Annotated in this window: 18 protein-coding genes; 12 read left to right on the top strand and 6 right to left on the bottom strand. The window is 40.3% G+C overall.

Annotated features, from left to right (window positions below; translation table 11 throughout):
* The first annotated feature begins 41 nt into the window (after window positions 1-41).
* From H4J59_RS03825 to H4J59_RS03805, 5 genes are all read left to right on the top strand, one after another.
* Window positions 42-1,403, top strand: coding sequence for a TolC family outer membrane protein (locus H4J59_RS03825; RefSeq protein ID WP_182236940.1), 1,362 nt, complete (start codon window positions 42-44; stop codon window positions 1,401-1,403).
* 26 nt (window positions 1,404-1,429) lie between these two features.
* Complete coding sequence (locus H4J59_RS03820) at window positions 1,430-2,068, top strand: OmpA family protein (RefSeq protein ID WP_182236939.1); 639 nt, start codon at window positions 1,430-1,432, stop codon at window positions 2,066-2,068.
* 106 nt (window positions 2,069-2,174) lie between these two features.
* Entirely contained in the window at window positions 2,175-2,348 is a 174-nt protein-coding gene (locus H4J59_RS03815) for a hypothetical protein (protein WP_182236937.1), read from the top strand.
* Between the two features lie 12 nt (window positions 2,349-2,360).
* Window positions 2,361-2,687, top strand: a complete 327-nt coding sequence (locus tag H4J59_RS03810; RefSeq protein WP_220469713.1) for a hypothetical protein — start codon at window positions 2,361-2,363, stop codon at window positions 2,685-2,687.
* Window positions 2,688-2,964: 277 nt separating this feature from the next.
* The gene (locus H4J59_RS03805; RefSeq protein WP_182236933.1) at window positions 2,965-3,624 is read left to right on the top strand and encodes a response regulator transcription factor; all 660 of its coding nucleotides are present in this window, start codon (window positions 2,965-2,967) and stop codon (window positions 3,622-3,624) included.
* A gap of 60 nt (window positions 3,625-3,684) precedes the next feature.
* Here H4J59_RS03805 and H4J59_RS03800 read toward each other — a convergent pair whose 3' ends face one another.
* The 4 genes from H4J59_RS03800 to H4J59_RS03785 form a co-directional block, all read right to left on the bottom strand.
* Window positions 3,685-7,122 (bottom strand): PAS domain-containing hybrid sensor histidine kinase/response regulator, encoded by a 3,438-nt coding sequence (locus H4J59_RS03800; protein WP_182236931.1) that lies wholly within the window; start codon window positions 7,120-7,122, stop codon window positions 3,685-3,687.
* Window positions 7,123-7,200: 78 nt separating this feature from the next.
* Entirely contained in the window at window positions 7,201-7,641 is a 441-nt protein-coding gene (locus tag H4J59_RS03795) for a hypothetical protein (RefSeq protein WP_182236929.1), read from the bottom strand.
* 161 nt (window positions 7,642-7,802) lie between these two features.
* Entirely contained in the window at window positions 7,803-9,542 is a 1,740-nt protein-coding gene (locus tag H4J59_RS03790; protein WP_182192397.1) for a sodium:solute symporter family protein, read from the bottom strand.
* Entirely contained in the window at window positions 9,542-9,793 is a 252-nt protein-coding gene (locus H4J59_RS03785) for a DUF4212 domain-containing protein (protein ID WP_182192523.1), read from the bottom strand. Before H4J59_RS03785 ends, H4J59_RS03790 begins: the two co-directional genes overlap by 1 nt.
* A 289-nt stretch (window positions 9,794-10,082) precedes the next feature.
* On the opposite strand from H4J59_RS03785, the gene H4J59_RS03780 reads away from it, so the two are divergent.
* From H4J59_RS03780 to H4J59_RS03750, 7 genes are all read left to right on the top strand, one after another.
* On the top strand, window positions 10,083-11,924 hold the full coding sequence (locus H4J59_RS03780) for a putative nucleotidyltransferase substrate binding domain-containing protein (protein WP_182236927.1): 1,842 nt from the start codon (window positions 10,083-10,085) through the stop codon (window positions 11,922-11,924).
* Window positions 11,925-11,939: 15 nt separating this feature from the next.
* Window positions 11,940-12,638, top strand: a complete 699-nt coding sequence (locus H4J59_RS03775) for an exonuclease domain-containing protein (RefSeq protein ID WP_182236925.1) — start codon at window positions 11,940-11,942, stop codon at window positions 12,636-12,638.
* A 234-nt stretch (window positions 12,639-12,872) separates the two neighbouring features.
* Complete coding sequence (locus tag H4J59_RS03770) at window positions 12,873-13,109, top strand: RNA-binding protein (RefSeq protein ID WP_146877867.1); 237 nt, start codon at window positions 12,873-12,875, stop codon at window positions 13,107-13,109.
* Window positions 13,110-13,417: 308 nt separating this feature from the next.
* On the top strand, window positions 13,418-14,596 hold the full coding sequence (locus H4J59_RS03765; RefSeq protein WP_182236923.1) for an efflux RND transporter periplasmic adaptor subunit: 1,179 nt from the start codon (window positions 13,418-13,420) through the stop codon (window positions 14,594-14,596).
* A 12-nt stretch (window positions 14,597-14,608) separates the two neighbouring features.
* Window positions 14,609-17,743: an efflux RND transporter permease subunit gene (locus tag H4J59_RS03760; protein WP_182236922.1), complete on the top strand. Its 3,135-nt coding sequence runs from the start codon at window positions 14,609-14,611 to the stop codon at window positions 17,741-17,743.
* Window positions 17,740-19,200: an efflux transporter outer membrane subunit gene (locus tag H4J59_RS03755; RefSeq protein WP_182236920.1), complete on the top strand. Its 1,461-nt coding sequence runs from the start codon at window positions 17,740-17,742 to the stop codon at window positions 19,198-19,200. Before H4J59_RS03760 ends, H4J59_RS03755 begins: the two co-directional genes overlap by 4 nt.
* Before the next feature lie 123 nt (window positions 19,201-19,323).
* Entirely contained in the window at window positions 19,324-19,935 is a 612-nt protein-coding gene (locus H4J59_RS03750) for a TetR/AcrR family transcriptional regulator (protein ID WP_182236918.1), read from the top strand.
* A gap of 294 nt (window positions 19,936-20,229) precedes the next feature.
* Here H4J59_RS03750 and greB read toward each other — a convergent pair whose 3' ends face one another.
* Together greB and H4J59_RS03740 are read right to left on the bottom strand one after the other, a co-directional pair.
* Window positions 20,230-20,706 (bottom strand): transcription elongation factor GreB, encoded by a 477-nt coding sequence (gene greB, locus H4J59_RS03745; RefSeq protein WP_182236948.1) that lies wholly within the window; start codon window positions 20,704-20,706, stop codon window positions 20,230-20,232.
* 330 nt (window positions 20,707-21,036) lie between these two features.
* A complete protein-coding gene (locus H4J59_RS03740; protein ID WP_182236916.1) occupies window positions 21,037-21,666 on the bottom strand; it encodes an OmpA family protein in 630 nt (209 codons plus the stop codon).
* Window positions 21,667-21,965: the final 299 nt, after the last annotated feature.

Raw genomic sequence — 21,965 nt, 5'->3', positions numbered from 1 at the left:
ATAAATAAATAAATATAAATATAAATATAAATGGAGTCGTGATGAAACGTTATAAATTAAGATTGGTAAACAAAGTAGCAACCGGTTTGCTATGTGCAGCGATGTTCGCTCCTCTATTGTCTAACGCGCAGTCATTAGAGCAAGCGGTTGCTTATTCGTTAGATACTGACCCTGACATTAGGGTCGCTTATGCGCAGTTTAAAGTATTTGAAAAACTAGTGGAGCAAGCTGAAGCTGGCTATTTTCCAACGGTTGATTTAACTGGGGGAATTGGCTATGAGTATACTGATAGTCCTGGTACGCGAAATACGCGAAGTTTAAATGCGGATACTCCAACTTTGAACCGCAGGGAAATAGGGCTTAGTATTACACAAAATTTATTTGCTGGTTTCCATACTAGAAGTGAAGTTAGCCGAACTCGTTCTGACGCAACTGCAGAGCAGTGGCGTTTATATAGTAAAGCTGAGGATTTGGCGCTACAAGTCAGTAAAGTTTATGTTGCGCTAATTGAAGCTAAAACAGTGGTGGAGTTATCAGAAAAAAACCTCGCCTCTCATCAAAAAATATATGAGCAGATAAAATCTCGCACAGAGTCAGGCTTAGGTAGCAGTGCTGAACTATCACAGATCAATAGCCGCCTTGCGAAGGCACATTCAAGTTTGATTGCCGCCAGGAATAATTATTTGGATAGTGACGTTATGTTTTATCGAGTTATTGCCCAACGTCCAGATAATTTAGTTGTGCCTTACCCTGATTCATCATTCTTACCTGAATATAAAAACGAAGGTTTAACAACAGCGCTGGAAAACAACCCTGTTATTAAAGCCGCAGCAAATGATATTAATGCTGCAAATTATCAATATAAATCTGCAAAATCGACTTATTATCCAAAAGTGTCACTTGTTATTAATGCCAACTATGATAATAACCGAAATGGTATTGATAGTGATGCATTTGGTCCTAATGGAGAATCGAATGAAGTTTCGGCCATGGTGCGCTTTTCATATAATATTTTTTCGGGTGGAAAAGATAAAGCCTATGCCAAAGAGATTGCTTATAAAATGAATCAAGCAAAAGACCTTAATCGCAGTGCCTATCACCAGGTAGAAGAGGGTTTTATGCTATCTTGGAATGCTTTTGAGCAACTTAATCTACAAAAAAAATATATTAAAAAACATGTCATAGCTGCAAACGATACACAGTTGGATTATCTACAGCAATATCGTATTGGGCAGCGCAGCCTGTTAGATTTACTTGATACTGAAAATGAACTGTATCAGTCGCGCATCGATTTCTTAACTGCGGAGATGAGCGAAATCATCGCACAATATCGTGTTTTGCATTCAATGGGTCTATTACTTGATTCATTAAAAGTAACGCGTCCAACATCTTGGCAAGGTTAACAAAATTTCCGGAGGGAATTGATACAATGAATTATATAATGACAATTATGTTAGCTTTATCTATCTCAGCCTGTTCAATGCAGGTCAAAGATATGACACCTGAGCCGACGGTACAAAAATTTGATTTAGCAGATAGCGAAGCCGATGGAGTAATTAATGCCCGCGATGATTGTTCAGATAGCTTATCAGGTGCTTTAGTTGGTAATCTTGGCTGTGGATTCGATCACATAGAAAAAGAAAGCCGTACATTGCGAGTAAATTTCACCAATGGTTCTTATGCTGTTGGAAATGAATTTTTACCTGAAATAAAGCAATTATCTGATTTTATGAATGAGTTTCCTAGCGCTAACTTGACTATTGAGGGGCATACTAGCAAACAGGGCGCAAATTGGTTCAATAACATATTATCGCAAGATAGAGCACAGAGCATCAAAAATATATTAGTGAATACGTATAATATTGAGCAAGCTCGCATTACTGCCATAGGTTATAGCTCTAATAAACTTATAGTGGAAGGTGACGATGAGGAAAGTCATGCTCGTAACCGCCGCATTATTGCAGTGCTTTCGAGTCATAAGTCTGCTACTGATATGAAATGGACAATTTACAGCGTTGATCAAGCTGCAGGAATAAGTAATCACGACGGTAAATATTACCAGCAATAAAGTTTAGCTGTGCTTATTGAGCAGTCTACTACTGCCAATACAGCACAGCTTTATCTTATGCTAAATCATCCAGTGAGCTAAACGAGTCTACAAGGAAAAAGGGCTCTTGCAATCAGCGACCGCTCCTTTAATTAGCGATGAGGCGGTTTTGCCAACATTGACTGCGGCAAGTATCAACGAAAATGAAACATCAGTGCTTGAGGTAACCGAGCCTGTGACAGATACAGTTGCCGATAGCGTGACAGAGCATGTGTTAGACGATACTGCGCTAACTATCTAGGCATCTAACGAGGTGTTATTGACCGGCGATACCGATGAGCTCGCAGGTAAGGTAACCGATAGCAGTTCAGAGGATGAAGTGTTCGTTAATATTGGTGCGTTTACTGAAGCAACCGTGGCAGCGACAAATAGGGATGACATAGGTACAGGTGAAATCACTGATACTCTTGATGACATCACTGATACGATTGAAATCAAGGCTGGTGATATGCCAGTGATAACCAACAGCAGCAGCATTGCGGATGCCGACACCCATTGGTTTATCACCGGTAGTATCGGCCAAAGCAACGATCAAATTCCCTCACTCACCAGACGAGAAAGTACAAATAGCGACCGTTGAGCGCTATTGGCAGTTATTGTTAGCCGTATTAGCCAATATTCCAGAAAAGTCGTAAGTGATGCTGTAGCGCTTTATTTTAGTGCGCTATCATTCGATTTTATTTTTTATTTTTTATTTGCTACTGTCATATGCTCGGTTTTATCACTATTTGATTAATTTGGATAAACTCAGATCAGATCTGCAAAATGTTTGCTAGACTAAAGTCTAATGAACAACCAAACGTAAACAACCTAAAATAAGGTTGGCATCCTATAAATTTTATAAAGGAAATAACGATATGATTCAGCCAGAAAAAATTATAATAGCTGACGATCATCCATTATTTAGACAAGCATTATTAGGGACATTAAAATTAAAACTCACCCAAACACATTGGTTGGAAGCACAAACTATAGCTGAGCTAGAACAGCAACTGCGCGACAATAACGACAGTGATCTGCTATTACTAGATTTGCATATTCCCGGTGCCCATGGCTTTAATACCTTGATACATGTACGTAATCATTTTCCACAAATACCGGTTGTAGTGGTATCGGCTCATGAAGACCACGAAACTATACATAAATCTATGGGCTATGGCGCTTCAGGCTTTATTCCAAAGTCTACCCCTGTTGAAGATATTTATAATGCCATTCAACAAGTTTTATTAGGTAATGTTTGGACACCTGATGCGTACAGTGAATCGTCACCGATGCAAGACAATAATAATATCGCAGAGCGTGTTGCTAGCCTGACTCAACAACAATATAGAATTTTAATGATGTTCGCCCAAGGCATGCTTAATAAACAAATTGCTTATGATTTAAATGTCTCAGAGGCGACCATCAAAGCGCATGCCACGGCAATATTTCGTAAACTTGATGTTCGTAACCGCACACAAGCTGTTATCGTTATTGCTCAACTTGATATTTCTGATGTGCAATTACAAGACAGTTAGTGTGTAGTAACCTGAACTTGAATCACTAAAGTTGAAAATAAGTAAGGGTATCACGACTCATTATTGCAAATATTTTTCTTGCATTTTTTTCGTTAACATCGAACTCATCATGGCTCTAAGCGCGGCAGGTTTAATTAATTTACGCATAAAACCAATATCTGCTGCTAGGGCTTTTTCCTCTAGGTTACTATCTGTAGTGGCGGTAATTAACACCGCAGGTACGTAGTGTCGACTCAACTTTCTTAGCGCTGTAATTAACGCGATACCGTTAAAGTCACCATCGAGTTGATAGTCGACTAACAGTATTTCAATATCGTTTTTTTGCTCAGCAAAAATTGACAGTGCTTGATGATATGAATCCGCGGCCAATACATTGCAACCCCATACTGATAATAGCTCAACCATACCACTTAATACATCAGGGTCATTATCAATACACATTACCGTAACATCGCTTAAACCCAAATTAACCACAGGTTTTGCGGCTACTGATTCTCGTTGTGCTCGAGTGCGTTCAACCCCAACGGTAAATTTACAACCCATATTCACTTGCGAACTCAGCGCTAAAGGGTGACCTAATAATTTAGCTAAGCTTTGGGTAATGTTTAGCCCTAAGCCTAAACCTCCTGCTGATGAACTCTGCTGATTATCTAATTGGGTAAATTGCTCAAATACCATGGTTTGTTTTTCTTCAGGAATACCTGGACCATTATCTAGCACTTGTATATCAACCATATCTCCTTTCGCTCGTGCCCCTAACAATATCTTACCTGGACTGGCGTAACGAAAGGCGTTACCAATTAAATTTTGCAATATTCGGCGTAATAAACTTCGATCTGAACGTAACCACATTGAGTTACAGCGTACTCGAAACTCCACTTTATGTTCCATAGCACTGGCAGAAAACTCTTTGGCAATATCATCAAATAAAGATTTCAATGAAAAAGAGCTAATATTGAGTTTTATATTACCACTTTCAATCCGGGAAATTTCTGCCAAATCTGCTACTAGGTCATTGGCTACCTTTAAAGAGTGGTCAATATTATCTACCTGTCGTTGTTGTGTTGCCGTTAAATTACCTTGGCTAGCTAAAGCTGAGGTAAATAGCCGCGCCGCTTCTAATGGCTGCATTAAGTCATGGCTACAAGCTTTTAAATATAAGCTTTTTTTAATATGCGACTGCTCCGCTTTTTCACGGGCTAAAGCTAAAGCATCGTTGGTTTGCTCTAATTTTTGTGTTCGCTCAAGCACCCGTGTTTCCAAATCCACATTGGCTTCAATTAAACCTCTTTCGGCTTGACGATAGACGGTAATATCAGAAAATAGCATCACAAAGCCACCACCCGGTAGCGGATTACCTTCAATGCGTATGACTCTACCGTCACTATCTTCTCGTTCAGAGCTATGCGGACTGCCATTGCGTAAATGCATTAGGCGCTTACTGACTTGCTCATCAACCTTACCCACACCGCATAAACCTCGACGTATGTTAAAGCGAATTAAATCACTGACGGGGCTACCTTGAAAAATAAGCTCGCTGGGATAGTTAAATAAATCAACATACTTTTTGTTCCAGGCCACAAGATTTAGCTCACTATCAACAATGGAAATCCCTTCACTGGCATTTTCGATCGCACTTTGTAATAAATCTTGGCTATATTGTTGTCGTTGGCTTGACGCTTCTTCCACTAATACCGCCACTTCGTCTAAAGCAATATCACGACCATCTAACGCCGACGATAATACTAAACGGGCAGACGATGCCCCCATAACACTCGCCAAAGTATTTTCAGTGTGCTGCAATAACTTTTGGTTATATGCCACATTGCTCATTTGTGTTTTGTCTGTTGAACACTGAAATTGTATAACACTAGCGCTGGATTTTTCTTCACCAACAAAACGCGAAAGTAATAGTTCAAGCTCTTGATAATTAATTTGTTTATTACGTTGTAACTGTAAAGCTTTTGGCGCTTTGTATTCCATAAACAAGGATACTTGCATACGCTCTTGTACACTTTGACGACTGACATGAGAAAGTAACCACATGGCAATGATGTTAGCGGATAAAGACAACAGACTTGCCATTGCATTAGCGGGTAAAAAGCCGCCTTCAAAGGGGTTTGGATAAAGGCCAAACTGTGGCAGAAAGTTGAGCGTTAACCAAGCACCAAAACCAATCACAATTCCGCCATAAACCGCAGTTAACGTGGCTCTACGCCAATAAAAAGCGGCGACTAATGCGGGCGTTAATTGAGCAAAAGCACCAAAGGCTATTTCACCTAAAGAACTTAAGGTGTCTGGCGATGTCATCAAAAACACGCCATAGCCTAATAAAATGACAAATAAAATTAATATTTTACGAATAGTTAATAATCGTAAACGGAAATTATCGTAATCTGTTTCATGGTGTTTATTTGCTCGATATAACCAAGGAAAAACAATTTCATTACTGAGCATAGTACTCAAAGCAATAGAAGAAATTATTACCATAGAACTGGCAGCAGATATTGCGCCCAAAAAGGATAACAAGGTTAACCAAGGTTGTTGCTGATACCAAGGTAGGAATAATACGTAAGCATCAGAGGGAACACTGTCACCCAATAATAACTGTCCCGCTAGTCCTAACGGCACCGCAAAAATTGCAAATATTAATAAGTAAAGTGGGAAAATCCGACGACTAAGCCAAGTATCTTTTTCATCTTTAAGTTCAACTACCATGACTTGAAATTGCCGTGGTAATGATAAAAATGCCGCCATTGTGATCACTAGCATAGCGAACATTGACATAATATTGGGAAAGTTCAGTTGCTGCTCAAGATTTAGGACAGTTGACGATTGACGCCAAATTTCCATGGGCGAATCAAAGAGGACGTAGGTAACAAAAATACCAACGGCAGCGAAGGCAAACAGCTTAACTAAAGATTCAAAGGCTATCGCGAGCATAACACCCGGATGACGTTCAGTTACATCGATATTACGCACACCAAATACTATGGTGAAGCCGGCTAAGACTAAACTAACGATTAAACCAAAATGCCAATTAGCTAAACTCCGCTCTGCTTGCAGCTGTTGAAAAGTATAAACAATGGCTTTTAATTGCAGCGCAATATAAGGCATGGTGCCCACTAACGCGACTATGGTCACTAAAATGGCTAAGTTATGTGATTTACCAAAGCGAGCGGCTAGTAAATCAGCGATCGAAGTAAGATTTAATTTTAAACTAACGCTAATAATGCGTTGAATGAAAGGCCAAGCGAATATAAAGAGCAGTATAGGCCCTAAATAGATTGGTAAATGTGAAATGAAATTACTCGACGCTTGTCCAGTAGTGCCTAAAAAACTCCACGACGTACAGTAAACGCCTAGGGTTAATGCATAAATTATCGCCTGGCTTTTGCGTAATAATTTATGACGGTATTTATCTCCAATATAGGCAATAAAAAACAGCAAACCTATATAAGCAAAACTTAAGCCTGCTAATTGCCAATTTGGAAACATAACACTTCTCTATAACTGATATTAATCATCTGATTATATTGATTTATTCAGAGATGTCATTAAACTTAAAGTTCAACGCTAATTTAATGTTTGAGTATAAAACTCTGCAATATATTGACCACCTTTGATGTTAGCAATAATGCGTAATTTTTGCTTATCACCCTTGTTACTAATCTTATTGCGTAAAGGTGTTGGGCTCTGCCAGTAATAGGCACTATCAATCATGCCTAAAGGGTAAGCACTGGCTTGGTTGTTACTATCAACTAAAAAAAATGTTGCACTATCGAGCGGAAAAGTCGAATTTAATGTTGTAGTGCCTGCTTTATCATAAACATTGACCTCAAATGTACCTGATTTCAACACACACTTTTCATTGATCACATCACAAAGACCAAATGGCACCATATTAAATACTCTTTCTTGATCTGCTTTATTTTCGATATAAAAATCTGACGCAATGTAGCCACCCAAGATAAGAAACGGTGCCACTATTAATGCTGTTCTTGTATGACGATTCATGATTATCCTTATTTTTTTAGTATTCAAATTTAAAGGTTATTTTACAACTGTGTATCTTACATCAGCTGACTATCTAGCTTAAAGCCATCCTTAACAATAAAAGCTAAAGGCTCCACAAGTGGAGCCTTTATTTAATTGGTATTAAATACCATCACACGCTATTAGTGATCATGTGCTGTTGAAACACCACCATGTGGTGTACGGAAGTTTTCAACCAATTGTTGGATATGAGCTGGCGCTGGACCTGTAAATCTTAATACCGTAAAGGCTACAGCAAAGTTAACAAATGCGCCGACTGAACCAAAGGCATTAGGTGAAATACCAAAGAACCAGTTAGGACCCATATCACCTAAGAAAGATGTACCTGGAATAAACATAAGGCCTTTGTGTTGGAACACATAAAGCATAGTTACACCGATACCTGAACACATACCCCATACTGCTGCAGTGCCACTCATTTTCTTAGAGAATATGCCCATCATTAGTGCTGGGAATATTGACGATGCAGCTAAACCAAAGGCTAGGGCCACCGTTCCTGCGGCAAAGCCAGGCGGATTTAAACCCAACCAGCCAGCGACCAGAACCGATATGGTCATAACAATTCGACCTGCTAGTAACTCATTTTTCTCAGTTAAATCGGGCGTTAATATACCTTTCATTAAATCATGGGAAATTGATGAGGATATTGCTAACAGTAAACCGGCTGCAGTAGATAAAGCGGCAGCCAAACCACCAGCGGCAACTAATGCAATTACCCAGTTTGGTAAGTTTGCGATTGCAGGGTTAGCCAGTACCATAATGTCACGGTCAACTTTAATCATTTCATTCGTTGTTTTATCAGCGTTGTATTGTATTTTACCATCGCCGTTTTTATCTTCGAATTGTAATAAACCAGTTTTTTCCCAGTCTTTAAACCACTGAGGACGTTCAGCATATTCCATATTTTGACCGGCTGCTGGCTCAATAGTGTTCATTAAGTTCAAACGAGCCATAGCGCCAACTGCTGGAGCAACTGTGTACAATAAAGCGATAAAAACTAAAGCATAACCTGCTGATTGACGTGCTGCTTTTACTGAAGGAACAGTGAAGAAGCGCATGATAACGTGAGGTAAACCTGCTGTACCAATCATCAGTGATAAGGTATAGGCGAACATATTTACTGAGCTACCCATGTTATCAGTAGTGTATTCTTTAAAACCAAGATCAGTAACTACCATGTCTAGCTTATCAAGTAAGTAAACACCACTACCATCTGCCAAGGTAGAACCTAAGCCTAGTTGTGGAATGGGGTTACCTGTTAACTGTAAAGAAATAAATACTGCTGGAATAGTGTAAGCAAAAATCAATACACAATACTGAGCAATTTGCGTATAAGTAATACCTTTCATACCACCGAGTACCGCATAAACCCAAACAACGAACATACCGATGTAAAGGCCTAAATCATAATCAACTTCTAAGAAGCGAGAGAAAGCAACACCCACACCTTTCATTTGACCTATGATGTAAGTTAATGAAGCGATGATTAAACAAGCAACCGCAACAATACGTGCAGTTTTTGAATAATAACGATCAAAAATAAACTCAGGTACAGTAAATTTACCGTGTTTACGCATGTAAGGTGCAAGCAACATGGCGAGTAATACATAACCACCCGTCCAACCCATTAGGAAAACAGAACCGCCATAACCTAAGAATGAGATCATACCCGCCATTGAAATGAATGACGCAGCACTCATCCAATCGGCACCGATAGCCATACCATTTTGCATTGGCGTAATACCACCACCAGCGACATAGAAATCACTCGTTGAAGCCGCACGCGCCCACCAAGCAATACCAAAGTAAACGGCGAAAGAACCGAACACGGCAATGTAAGTATAAAGTTTTAACTCATCCATTATGATTCCTCCACGTTATATTTTTTATCAAGTTCGTTCATTTTTTTGGTATACCAAAAAACTAAACCAACAAATGTGTAAATCGAACCTTGTTGTGCAAACCAGAAACCTAGCTTATACCCACCTAGACGTATCTCATTTAATGGTTCAACAAGCAGTAAACCAAAACCAAATGAAACTACGAACCAAATAACAAGACTTATAAATATTAGGCGCAGATTCTCTGACCAATATGTTGCATTACCTTCCATCATTCTCTCCTAGCAATTATTCCTATTAAACCTGTTTAGCTTAATAGGCACAGCGTTTTATGATTTTTATACGCTTTATACCCGTTGTTTAAAGTAATGTTGACTATTAATTCGACCAGCTAGCACAAGCAAACTTGGATAAATGAATACTTAACCTACTCCAGGCTACACACTAACAATCTTTTTTCGACTCTCATATTAAACTTTAGTCTAGAACACAGGTGAAAAAGTTGACTTAAGGGTTACAATTCATCTAAATACACTAAGGATACTTATTGGAGATATTGCCATGGACTCAGCATTAACCGAAATCAGTGAATTTATACAAGCGATTCCTCCGATGGATTTATTGCCGAGTAATATCATCGAACAAGTCGTTAAAGAGATCAGTATTTGTTATGTGCGTAGGGGGCAGTCGCTACCTCCAGAGGGTATTGTAGCAGCGAACCTCTACATATTACGCAAAGGTGCATTAAGTTATGTCACTGAAAATGATGAGTTATTGGGGAAATATAGTGAAGGCGATATTTGTACCGCTTTTTGCCTAAATAATGATGACAAGGCTAAAGTTACCTCTGATGAAGATACTTTGCTTTACAGCATTAATTACCATAATTTTCACCAGCTGGTCAGTGAATATCCCGATGTGCTGGCATTTTTTCAGCAAACATCTGAGCAACGCCTCAATAAAAAAATGCTGCAAGTTAATGAAGACGCTATTTTAAACTCTTCATTACTTAATAGCTCAATCGCTCATTTTTGTCATGACCCTGTTTTTACCGTAAGTCCTGACACTAGTATTCAACAAGCGGCTATTTTGATGACCGAACAAGGTTTTTCGTGTTTGGTTATTGTACAAAATGATCAGTTACTCGGTATAGTCACCGACAAAGATATTCGTCGGCGCTGTGTGGCGCAAGGCTTAGGTATTGAGCAACCGGTTAGCGTAATCATGACCGATGACATGGCGACAATCGATATTAAAAGTACCGCCTATGACGCGTTAATGATGATGACACAAAAGCATATTCATCATTTACCTGTCACTGCAGATAGCCAACTCAAGGGCATGGTCACTGTCACTGATTTAATGAATAATGAAGGGCAAAATGCCATCAACATTACCAGTATTATTCATAAAGCAAAATCGGTCGACGAACTCATCGAAATCAGTAGCATGATACCCAAACTGCAAATTCGGATGGCAAAACTAGGCACTACCGCTGACCATGTTGGTAAAAGTATTAGTGCCATTACCATGGCGTTTACCATTCGATTAATTGAAATGGCGGAAAAATTATTAGGCCCACCACCTGTGCCTTACGCGTGGTTGGCCGCAGGTTCGCAAGGAAGACAAGAGCAATTTGCTCACTCAGATCAAGACAACGCCTTGATCATTTCAAACGACATGCAACCGCAGCATGGCTACTGGTTTAAAGATCTTGCTACTTTTGTTTCTGATGGCTTAGCTGCTTGTGGTTTTATTTACTGCCCAGGCAATGTCATGGCGACAAATCCTCAGTGGTGTCAAACACAAAAAAAATGGTCACAATATTTTGCCCAGTGGATTAACACACCAGACCCAAAAGCCTTAATGCATTGCAGCACTTTTTTTGACTTAATCACGGTTTATGGCGAGAGTAGTTTACTCGAGCAAGTGCGAGTGAAAATGTTAAAAAAAACCCAAAGTAGCACGCTATTTATTGCACATTTATCACGTAATGCTTTAAATTTAAGGCCACCACTAGGCTTTTTTCGTGATTTTGTCTTAATTCAAGATGGCGAAAATAAAGCCACACTAGATTTAAAACACAACGGTATTGCCCCAATAGTTGATCTGGCCCGTATTTATGCATTATCTGAGGGGATTTCTTCGGTCAATACCATAGAGCGGTTAAAGCAAGCCGCAGGAACACCGTCATTAACCAAAGCATCGGCAGCAAACCTTATTGATGCCTATGAATTTTTAAGTATGCTGCGCATGATGCACCAAGCCAACAAATTACAAAAAGGACAACAGCCTAATAACTACTTGTCACCTAAAGAGATATCTAAACTCGAGCGTGAACACTTAAAAGATGCCTTTAAAGTGATCAAAACCATGCAAGACAGCCGTCAGTCAACCTATTAGCGATAGCCATTTATTATGTTAAACCATCATCCATTAACTTGCTGGCTATTCGGTTACGAAGCACAACGTAAACGTATGCTAAAAAAGGCGCCTAAAGGGCCATTACGTGATTTTCTCAGCGTACCCTTTCCACCGCTTTACACGCCGTTGAATTGTATTCCAATTTTAGCGGTAGATTTTGAAACCACAGGTTTAGATGCGGTGCAAGATAAGTTACTCAGCGTCGGTTGCGTAGAATTGAACTATAATCAAATAAAGCTTGGTAGCAGTTATCATCAGATTATTAACGCTAAAGGCAGCTTAAAGGCCAATAACGTTACTATTCATCAAATTACTGACGATCAAAAAGACCAAGGCCAGCCTTTAGCCGAGGTCATAGAACAATTACTTAAACGCCTTGCAGGCAAAGTGATGTTAGTACACTTTGCCCGTATTGAACGACAGTTTTTGCGACAAGCCTGCCTTGAACTCTATGGCATGGCGCCACCATTTCCCATCATAGACACCTTAGTGGTCGCTAAAAGAAGACTCGATAAAAGAGATGTGGCCTACGACCCTTCTGAATTAAGACTGTTAGCCTTACGCGAAAAGTACGACCTGCCTGAGCACTATGCCCACAATGCACTCAATGACGCTATCGCAACAGCTGAATTGCTTTTGGCGCAGTTAAGCGAAAGAAGTAAGGATTTGTCACTGCAGCAATTAATTTTATAAGCTGAGTATTAACCTATTTGTTAGAGCAATAGCCGCGACTATTGAAATACTTAAGGTGCTGCACAATAACTTTGCCACACCATGGCGCCTATACCTGCTGCATTTTAATAGACAGATTTTGAACGTTGAGCACGGCTATGTGGCTAAGTTATTTTACTCAAATGCAGAAAATAGCTTGGTCTATTGCCAAACTATGAGATAATTACGGCCGCAATCACATACCTATGGTCAATTATGAAACTTTTAGTTCGCAACCTTTCTCGTACGACAACCGAACAGGAACTCCGTATTTTATTTTCTGCTCATGGCACTGTCACTGAATGTAACTTAGTTTTAGACCAAGAAACGGCCAAATCAAAAGGTTTTGCTTTTGTTGTAATGCCCGATGAAAAAGAAGCAAAACTAGCCTTGTCTAATCTACATGAAACCAAAATCGCAAAAAATAAAATTCGTGTGAAAATCGCGCAATAATATTAGTCAAACCATAGAAAAACAAAGCCAGCTAGATGCTGGTTTTTTTGTCATTAAATAAAACTAAACCTCGTTAGTACTTGCAGAGTGACTAGGCAGCTATTATTGCGATATCTTTTCATCTGTTAGCTTGTGCTGTTGGTTATAGCCTTATGACTTAACCTTTCATTTTAATAACGCTTAACACCTCAGTTGAGCTTGTAAGTGTAACCCTATGTAATCTTTTGTAAATTCAGTTAATTAAGGTTTATTGTTAAAGTACTTTAATCTAGAATGATCGTTCACTCTAGATTAAAAAGGTATTTAACATGCAGCGTTCCCGCATCGCTTTATTCGTATTATCAACCCTCGTCGGTATCGTTGCTTTAACAGGTTGTGATATCGCAGCCGAACAGTCACAAGCTTCAGCGCCTAAAGCTGTGCCTGTCGGCGTTGTGACATTAAAAAGCCAAGCGCTAACGCTCAAAAAAGAATTACCTGGTCGCATTAGTGCCTTTCAAATCGCTGATATTCGTCCACAGGTAAGTGGTATCCTGCAATCGCGTTTATTTACTGAAGGCAAGCGAGTGGAGCGAGGCCAAGCGCTTTATCAGATTAATCCTGCCACATTTAAAGCTGAACTAGCGGCTAGCGAAGCCGCGGTTGCAAAAGCGCAAGCCAGCATTGCAAGCAGTAAAGCTAAAGCTTCACGCTATAGCGAGCTATTAAAAATTAAAGCCGTAAGTCAGCAAGACTTTGATGCAGCAGATGCGTCATACAAACAAGCGGAAGCTGAATTACTAACCGCTAAAGCACAGCAACAAAGTGCGCAAATTAATCTTGATTATAGCCATGTCTCGTCACCCATTAGCGGACAAATCAGTAAGTCGAGTGTCACTGTCGGTGCTTTAGTCAGTGCCAATCAAACCACTGCGCTTGCAACAGTGACACAGCTTGACCCAATCTATGTCGATTTAACGCAATCAAGCAATGAATTAACCAAGCTTAAAAAAGCGATAGCCTCAGGTGCTTTGACGGTTGACTCAACGACTCAAACAGATGTCGAACTCTTCATGGAGGATGGTTCAATTTATTCTCATAAAGGCATATTACAGTTCTCTGAAGTAACCGTAGACCCAAGCACTGGCTCGGTAACGCTGCGCGCTAAATTTCCAAATCCTGACAAATTATTGTTGCCAGGCATGTATGCCCGCGCTTCTATTGTTGAAGGCGTAAAAGCCAATGCGATATTAGTGCCACAGCGCGGTGTAAGTCGAAATAGTAAAGGCGAGCCAACAGCAATGGTGGTCAGTAAAGACAATAAAGTTGAAAGCCGTATTTTAGCTGTTGATAGAACAGTGGGTTCAAATTGGTTAGTAACAAGTGGATTGGCTGATGGCGACCAATTAATTGTTGAAGGTTTGCAAAAAATTCGTCCCGGTGCCCCAGTGGCACCATCTGAAGCTGGTTCATCTGCTGCAGCATCTTCTGTAAATAAAGCGCAATAACGGAGCATTGTAATGTCACGATTTTTTATTGATAGACCTATATTTGCATGGGTACTTGCTATCGTGGTGATGCTTGCGGGTATTTTAGCTATTCAAAATTTGCCTATCGCACAGTATCCATCGATCGCGCCACCTGCTGTTAGTATTACAGCAACTTACCCGGGCGCCTCAGCACGTACGCTTGAAGATACAGTAACACAAGTTATTGAGCAGAAAATGAAAGGGCTTGATGGCTTGCTTTATATGTCGTCAACGTCTGAGTCTAGTGGCTCTGCTACATTAACGCTTTCATTTAGTGCCGACACTGACCCTGATATTGCTCAGGTTCAGGTGCAAAATAAATTGGCAACCGCAACACCATTGCTACCAGAAGCAGTGCAAAGACAAGGTGTTGTCGTTGCTAAATCCGCTCGAAACTTTTTAATGGTTTACGCTTTCGTCTCGAAAGATGGCAGCATGAGCAATATTGATATTGGTGATTATGTTTCATCGAATGTGCAAGATATTGTCTCGCGCGTAGAAGGTGTAGGTGAAGTGCAATTGTTTGGCTCTCAATATGCCATGCGCATTTGGTTAGACCCAGCAAAACTTGAAAGCTATAAACTGACACCAACCGATATTAGTGCCTCTATATCAGAGCAAAATGCTCAAGTATCAGCAGGTCAATTAGGTGGCATGCCCGCTATTGCTGGCCAACAACTCAATGCAACAGTAACCGCACAAAGTCGATTACAAACACCGGCACAATTTGAAGAAATCTTAGTTAAAACCAGTAGCGATGGCTCTGTTGTGCGCCTTAAAGACGTAGCGAGTGTCGAACTCGGTGGTGAAAGCTACCGTGTAGTTGCCCGTTATGATGGTCAACCTGCATCAGGTCTAGGTATTAAACTCGCCAGTGGCGCCAACGCACTTGATACGGCTGATGGTGTTAAAGCCGCCATAAATGAGCTTGAACAATTCTTTCCGGAAGGATTAGAAGCCGTTGTTCCTTACGACACAACACCATTTATTTCTTTATCAATAGAAAAAGTCATTCACACTTTAATTGAAGCCGTTGTTTTAGTATTTATTGTCATGTATCTATTTTTACAAAACTTCCGGGCGACACTCATTCCAACCATTGCGGTACCTGTGGTGCTGCTTGGTACGTTCGGTATTCTATATACTTTTGGCTATTCAATAAATACGATGACCATGTTCGCGATGGTATTGGCTATCGGTTTATTAGTTGATGACGCCATCGTCGTGGTAGAGAACGTAGAACGATTGATGACCGAAGAAAAACTATCGGCGGTTGAAGCAACACGTAAATCAATGGATGAAATAAAAGGTGCCTTAGTCGGTATCGCTATGGTGCTTTCAGCGGTATTTATTCCGATGGCATTTTTTAGTGGTTCTACCGGTATTATTTATCGTCAATTTTCAATTACGCTAGTCTCTGCGATGGGGCTTTCGGTATTAGTTGCACTTATTTTAACGCCGGCACTGTGTGCCTCGTTATTAAAACCAAGTCATGTACACGACAACAGCTCACTAATCGGTAAATTTTTCTCTGGCTTTAACCGTGGTTTTGATAAAACTAACGCCGGTGCGCAAGGCTTTGTTAGCCGAATGATCCAAAAATCTAAACGTTACTTGCTTATTTATGCTGTGATTGTTGGTGGTATGGTCTACGTGTTTGCAAACTTACCGACTGCATTTTTACCTGATGAAGACCAAGGTATTTTGTTCAACCAAGTTTCATTACCCGCAGGCTCTACAACACAACAAACGTTAGAGGTAGTTAAGAAAGTAGAAGATCACTTCTTGAACGACCAATCTGAAGCCGTTAATGGTATTTTCACGGTAACAGGTTTTAGTTTCGCCGGTTCAGGGCAAAACTCAGCGATTGCCTTTGTTAATCTTAAGCATTGGGATGAACGCCAACGTGACGATTTATCGGTACAAGGTGTTGCGGGTAAAGCGATGGGATATTTTTCTACGATAAAAGAAGCCTTTGTCTTTGCTTTCCCACCGCCAGCGATTATGGAACTAGGTACTGCCAACGGCTTTAATATCTTTTTGCAAGACCGTGTTGGTCTTGGCCATGACGCGCTGCTAGCCGCTCGAAATCAGTTATTAGGCTTGGCAAGTCAAAGCCCAATATTAGCGGGTGTTCGTCCTAACGGCCAAGAAGACATGCCAGAGTTACAACTTGATACTGATTTAGCGAAAGCTGAAGCACTTGGCGTTTCGCAAAGTAATATTAACAGCACACTTTCAACAGCATGGGGTAGTAGTTATGTAAATGACTTTATTGACCGTGGTCGCGTGAAAAAAGTGTATATGCAAGGTGATGCAAAATCTCGTATGGTGCCAGAAGATTTAAATAAATGGTATGTACGTAACAATAATGGTGACATGGTGCCTTTCTCGGCGTTTTCTAGCACTTACTGGACCTACGGCTCACCACGTTTAGAGCGTTATAATGGTTTTTCAGCAATGGAAATTCAAGGTAGTGCAGCGCCCGGCTACAGTACGGGTCAAGCAATGGATGAAATGGAGCGTTTAGTTAAACAGCTGCCAAATGGTATTGCATCTGAGTGGACAGGTATCTCGTTCCAAGAGCGTTCAAGTAGTGGACAAGCTCCTTTACTTTATGGTCTTTCATTACTGTTTGTATTTTTATGTTTAGCGGCATTATATGAAAGCTGGTCGGTTCCATTCGCTATCATGTTAATTGTGCCTTTGGGTATATTTGGTGCAATTATGGCGGCTTTTTTCGGCGGTTTATCAAACGATATTTACTTACAAGTAGGCTTGTTGACTACCATAGGTTTAGCCTCTAAAAATGCGGTATTAATTGTTGAATTTGCCATTCATAAAATGGATGAGGGCTTAAGCCTAGTTGATGCCGCTGTCGCCGCAGTACGCCTTCGTTTACGTCCTATCTTGATGACATCGATGGCCTTTATTTGTGGTGTTTTACCACTAGCTATTGCGTCAAGCGCTGGCTCAGGTGCGCAAAACGCCTTAGGTATTTCAATTATCGGCGGCACACTTGCCTCATCAATTTTGGTGGTGGTATTTGTCCCGATGTTCTTTGTCTTAGTGCGTCGTATCTTCCCTGGTAAAGTTAACGATTCTATCAAGGAGAGCGCAGAATGAATTTAAAAAATCGTTCTTTGAACGCTGGTAACTTCCACAAGCGCCAGCTGAAAACACTGACTTTAAGTGCCATTACGTTAGTTATTTTGAGTGCTTGCCAATTAGCACCTGAGCAAAATAAACTTGCACTACCTGTACCTGATACTTATGCATCAGGTACATATCAAGCACAAGTTACGCCACTAAAATGGCAAGAATTTTTTAACGACAAAAGCCTACAAGCATTAATTACACTAAGCCTTGAGCATAATAAAAATCTGCAAATTGCCATGCTTAATGTCCAGCGTGTACGTGGGCTTTATCAAATTGAAGACTCAGCGTTATATCCATCGTTAGATTTTAATGCTTCGGGTACTCGCCAACGTTTACCCGCTGATTTATCAGCAGGAAATAACGCGACAATAAGCTCTCAATATGGCGCCACAGTAGGCATAACCTCCTACGAGCTTGATATTTGGGGTAAGGTACGTAACCAATCAGCACAAGCCTTACAAACCTTATATTCTACGGAGCTTAGCCAATACAGCACGCAAGTGTCGTTAGTGGCTGAACTGGCTAATGCCTGGCTTAACTATGCTGCCGATCAGCAATTATTAACGCTTTCTAGAGAAACCTTGACTTCTCAGCAAGAGTCTCTGTCGCTGACACAAAAAAGCTTTGATTTAGGTGCAGCCTCAAAAATTACGCTTGAGCAACTTAAAAGTACCGTCGCTACCGCAAAAGTTGATATCGCAAAATATCAGCGTTTATTAAAACGAGATAAAAATGCCTTAGATTTACTCGTAGGTAAAACAGTCGCGAGTGATTCTCTGCCAAGTAAGTCACTACATTCATTACTTACCCTACCAGAAATACCGGTTGGCCTACCGTCTGATTTATTAACACAGCGCCCAGACATTAAAGCCGCAGAACATCAATTATTAGCAGCAAATGCCAATATTGGTATTGCGCGTGCCGCCTTTTATCCAAGTATTAGCTTAACGGCAAATGCTGGCTCTGCTTCAAGTGATTTAAACAGCTTATTTGATTCAGGCTCTGGCTCTTGGAGTTTTGTACCTTCGATTAGCTTACCTATTTTTAATATGGGTCGTAACCAAGCGGGGTTAGATGTTGCTAAAGCCGAGCAAGAAATTGCCTTGGTGACTTATCAGCAAAAAATTCAGCAAGCGTTTCGTGAGGTGGCTGATACACTGGCCGATAGAGAAGGTTATCAAGCGCAATTAACCGCACTTGATATGTTGCTACAAAGTCGTCAATCAACCTTTGATTTATCTCAAGCTCGTTACGACAATGGCGTTGATAGTTACCTACAAGTACTTGATGCACAAAGAACCTGGTACAGCGCTCAACAGCAAAATATTGTTGGTCAACAAGCTTTACTTGCTAGTCAAATTAACTTGTACAAAGTCGTTGGCGGTGGCTGGGAACAAAGTGCTAAAACTGGTCAACCTGAGTAACTTTATCAGGGTACATAATTACTATGTACCCTGATAAAACCCAGTGGTAAATTCATTTTTGAAATATAAAAACGCTTAATTTAACACTATTTTCGTACCGGTAGTCCGGTAATGGAGTTTCGTATGAAAACCAAAAGACATACAGACCCTGCGCTTGCTCAAGCACGCAGAGAACAAGTGCTTAGCGCTGCAGCCGATTGTTTCCGCCGTAAAGGTTATCACGGTGCAGGCATGGCTGAAATATCTCGCACAGCGGGAATGAGTGCGGGGCATATTTATAATTATTTCGATAGTAAAGAAGCTATTATAGAGAGCATTATTGAAAAAGATATGGAAGAAATGTTCTCTATCTTTCAGCAGTTTGAAGACCATCCCAGTGATGTGTTAACCGCACTGTTAGATGGCTTAAATATTGGTGTGCAAAGGCACATGGATACCGGTTCATGCGTTGTTGATTTAGATATGATGGCTGAAGCGGGCAGAAACCATAAAGTCGCAACGCTATTGCGCGACGCAGATGCACAAGCAAGAAATCGCATGAGGCAACTATTAACCAGTGAAAGAAGCCTGTTAAAAGATCATTCTGAACAAGAACTTGAAAGCCGTATAAATGTTATTTTTTCGGTGATGGCCGGGTTATTACTAAGAAAAGTTCTTTACCCAGAGCTCACGGAAGAAACCGTATTAATAGCACTTCGACCCGCCATGAAAACATTACTTATGCCATTTGAGTAGCAGCAGTAGGGCTTAAAGCCAGCCAACGGATTTGGCTTTTTTTATCTATAAGGTGATTTTTAAATTTTTATTAATCAAGAAACAATGGCTCTTCCTCCTTTGATTAACCAAGCCATACGGGAAAGTTACTGAGCTTATTACTGAGTTTATTGCTTAGTTTTACAGAATTTATCTTCGGCTACGGCTAATCTCCTAGCATGACATGCAATAATACTTTGAAAGCTAAGCTCGCGTCCCTAAATTGAGTGACTTAACCACTATGTATTTAGTACTAAACTAGTGAATTATTTGTCCCTATGATTGCTCATATTGAATATCACTAATGTACCAAATTTTTTCACCTGTTGGCGTTTTCACTACCACCTCGTCATCAACGGATTTTTTTAAGCAAGCGCGTGAAATAGGTGAGTCGATTGAAGAAAAATCGTTGCGGCCATAGATCTCTTCTGGGCCGACAATACGAAACCTTAGCGTTTCATCATCGTCATTGTTTAAACTGACCCAAGCGCCAAAAAATACTTTACCTTCTTGCTGTGGTCCGTAATCAACAATTTTTAGCTCTTCAAGTATTTTGCGAAGATAGCGCACACGGCGGTCTATTTCACGCAGGCGTTTTTTGTTGTACTGGTAGTCAGCATTTTCACTGCGATCACCTAAACTTGCCGCCCACGATACTTTACGAGTGGTTTCAGGACGGTCTTCACGCCACAGTTTATTTAACTCTTGCTGTAATAAAACATAACCCGCTCGGGTGATTAATTTTGTTTTCATAACTTGTACTATCGTTTCAATAACTGGCGATGAAGAGCGCTTAGCTGCACAAAATGCAAAAAATAAAACACTCATTTACCCGTCATAATATCGTGAAATACCTGGCTAGGCTAGTGATACCCATCAGCTTAACTTATGAAGCCATTGAATATAATTATTGTTTGATAACAACCTAGTCTATGAACAGTAAGGTATTGTTGATGAAGCCAAAGGGCACTAAAGTATCAAGTTTTCTATAGCTTTAAAATGAAAAATACCGCGAGGTTACGCGGTATTTTGCCTTACTTTTTTTTAATGATTTGGTCTAATGGTTTGTTCTAATGGTTTGGACTAGGTTTGCTTTGGAATGATTTGAATTTCAACCCGGCGATTAAGTGCGCGGCCATTTGCGTTCATGTTATCAGCCACGGCTCGAGATTCACCATAGCCTATGGTTTTTAAACGACTAGCAACAATATCTTGATTGGTTAGATATTGCTTAACACTGCCGGCACGTTGCTCAGATAAGTTTTGATTAAACTCTGCTGCACCTTGGCTATCTGTATGGCCTTCAATGCTCAATAAGGTTTTCTCATATTTATTTAATACCCGTGCGATATCGTCTAGCGTGCTGTAAAAGCCAGAAGTAATATAAGCTTGGCCAGTGGAAAAAGTGATATTGGCCGGCATAATTAAACGTAAGTTATCACCTTCGCGCACCACTTCAATACCTGAGCCGGATAATTCGTCACGAAATTCTTGCTCTTGTTTATCCATATAATCGCCAATAGCCACGCCTGCAAGTGCACCAATGGCAGCGCCCCAAATAACACGTTTATTCTTATGGTTACTGGTCGACTTGCCGATAATAGCGCCAGTAATAGCGCCAATAGCGGCACCTTTTTCTTTGTTGGTGCTTGCACAACCACTAAACGCTAACGAAAGAACCACTAAACTGATGATAGATTTTTTGAATTGCATAAATACGACCTTAAGGAGAATAATATGATTTGAAATAACTTGTTTTATCATACCAAGGGAAAATGAATGGCAGATGAACAAGCGTGACTTTAACTTCAGTGATTGTATCAATTTTACCAGCATAAATAACATGTTAAAGCTTAACTCTTTTAATCGCAGTGTCTACTATTACAAAATGTGGCTTATTAGCGTAATGCTGGAGTGATGACCGAGCTGCCCGAATACTTTTAAAAACGGGAGGTTTGAGAGCGGCCTGAATATAAAAACACCACGGCTAGCGTGATGTTTTATTTAAACAA

The organism is Colwellia sp. MB02u-10 (assembly GCF_014077185.1).
Taxonomy (GTDB): Bacteria; Pseudomonadota; Gammaproteobacteria; order Enterobacterales; family Alteromonadaceae; genus Cognaticolwellia.
This window is presented reverse-complemented; position numbering and strand designations above follow the sequence as displayed.

Coding starts and splice junctions, on each gene's coding strand:
- H4J59_RS03825 (WP_182236940.1), top strand. CDS start 42: ATGAAACGTTATAAATTAAGATTGGTAAACAAAGTAGCAACCGGTTTG.
- H4J59_RS03820 (WP_182236939.1), top strand. CDS start 1,430: ATGAATTATATAATGACAATTATGTTAGCTTTATCTATCTCAGCCTGT.
- H4J59_RS03805 (WP_182236933.1), top strand. CDS start 2,965: ATGATTCAGCCAGAAAAAATTATAATAGCTGACGATCATCCATTATTT.
- H4J59_RS03800 (WP_182236931.1), bottom strand. CDS start 7,122: ATGTTTCCAAATTGGCAATTAGCAGGCTTAAGTTTTGCTTATATAGGT.
- H4J59_RS03795 (WP_182236929.1), bottom strand. CDS start 7,641: ATGAATCGTCATACAAGAACAGCATTAATAGTGGCACCGTTTCTTATC.
- H4J59_RS03790 (WP_182192397.1), bottom strand. CDS start 9,542: ATGGATGAGTTAAAACTTTATACTTACATTGCCGTGTTCGGTTCTTTC.
- H4J59_RS03785 (WP_182192523.1), bottom strand. CDS start 9,793: ATGGAAGGTAATGCAACATATTGGTCAGAGAATCTGCGCCTAATATTT.
- H4J59_RS03780 (WP_182236927.1), top strand. CDS start 10,083: ATGGACTCAGCATTAACCGAAATCAGTGAATTTATACAAGCGATTCCT.
- H4J59_RS03775 (WP_182236925.1), top strand. CDS start 11,940: ATGTTAAACCATCATCCATTAACTTGCTGGCTATTCGGTTACGAAGCA.
- H4J59_RS03770 (WP_146877867.1), top strand. CDS start 12,873: ATGAAACTTTTAGTTCGCAACCTTTCTCGTACGACAACCGAACAGGAA.
- H4J59_RS03765 (WP_182236923.1), top strand. CDS start 13,418: ATGCAGCGTTCCCGCATCGCTTTATTCGTATTATCAACCCTCGTCGGT.
- H4J59_RS03760 (WP_182236922.1), top strand. CDS start 14,609: ATGTCACGATTTTTTATTGATAGACCTATATTTGCATGGGTACTTGCT.
- H4J59_RS03755 (WP_182236920.1), top strand. CDS start 17,740: ATGAATTTAAAAAATCGTTCTTTGAACGCTGGTAACTTCCACAAGCGC.
- H4J59_RS03750 (WP_182236918.1), top strand. CDS start 19,324: ATGAAAACCAAAAGACATACAGACCCTGCGCTTGCTCAAGCACGCAGA.
- greB (WP_182236948.1), bottom strand. CDS start 20,706: ATGAAAACAAAATTAATCACCCGAGCGGGTTATGTTTTATTACAGCAA.
- H4J59_RS03740 (WP_182236916.1), bottom strand. CDS start 21,666: ATGCAATTCAAAAAATCTATCATCAGTTTAGTGGTTCTTTCGTTAGCG.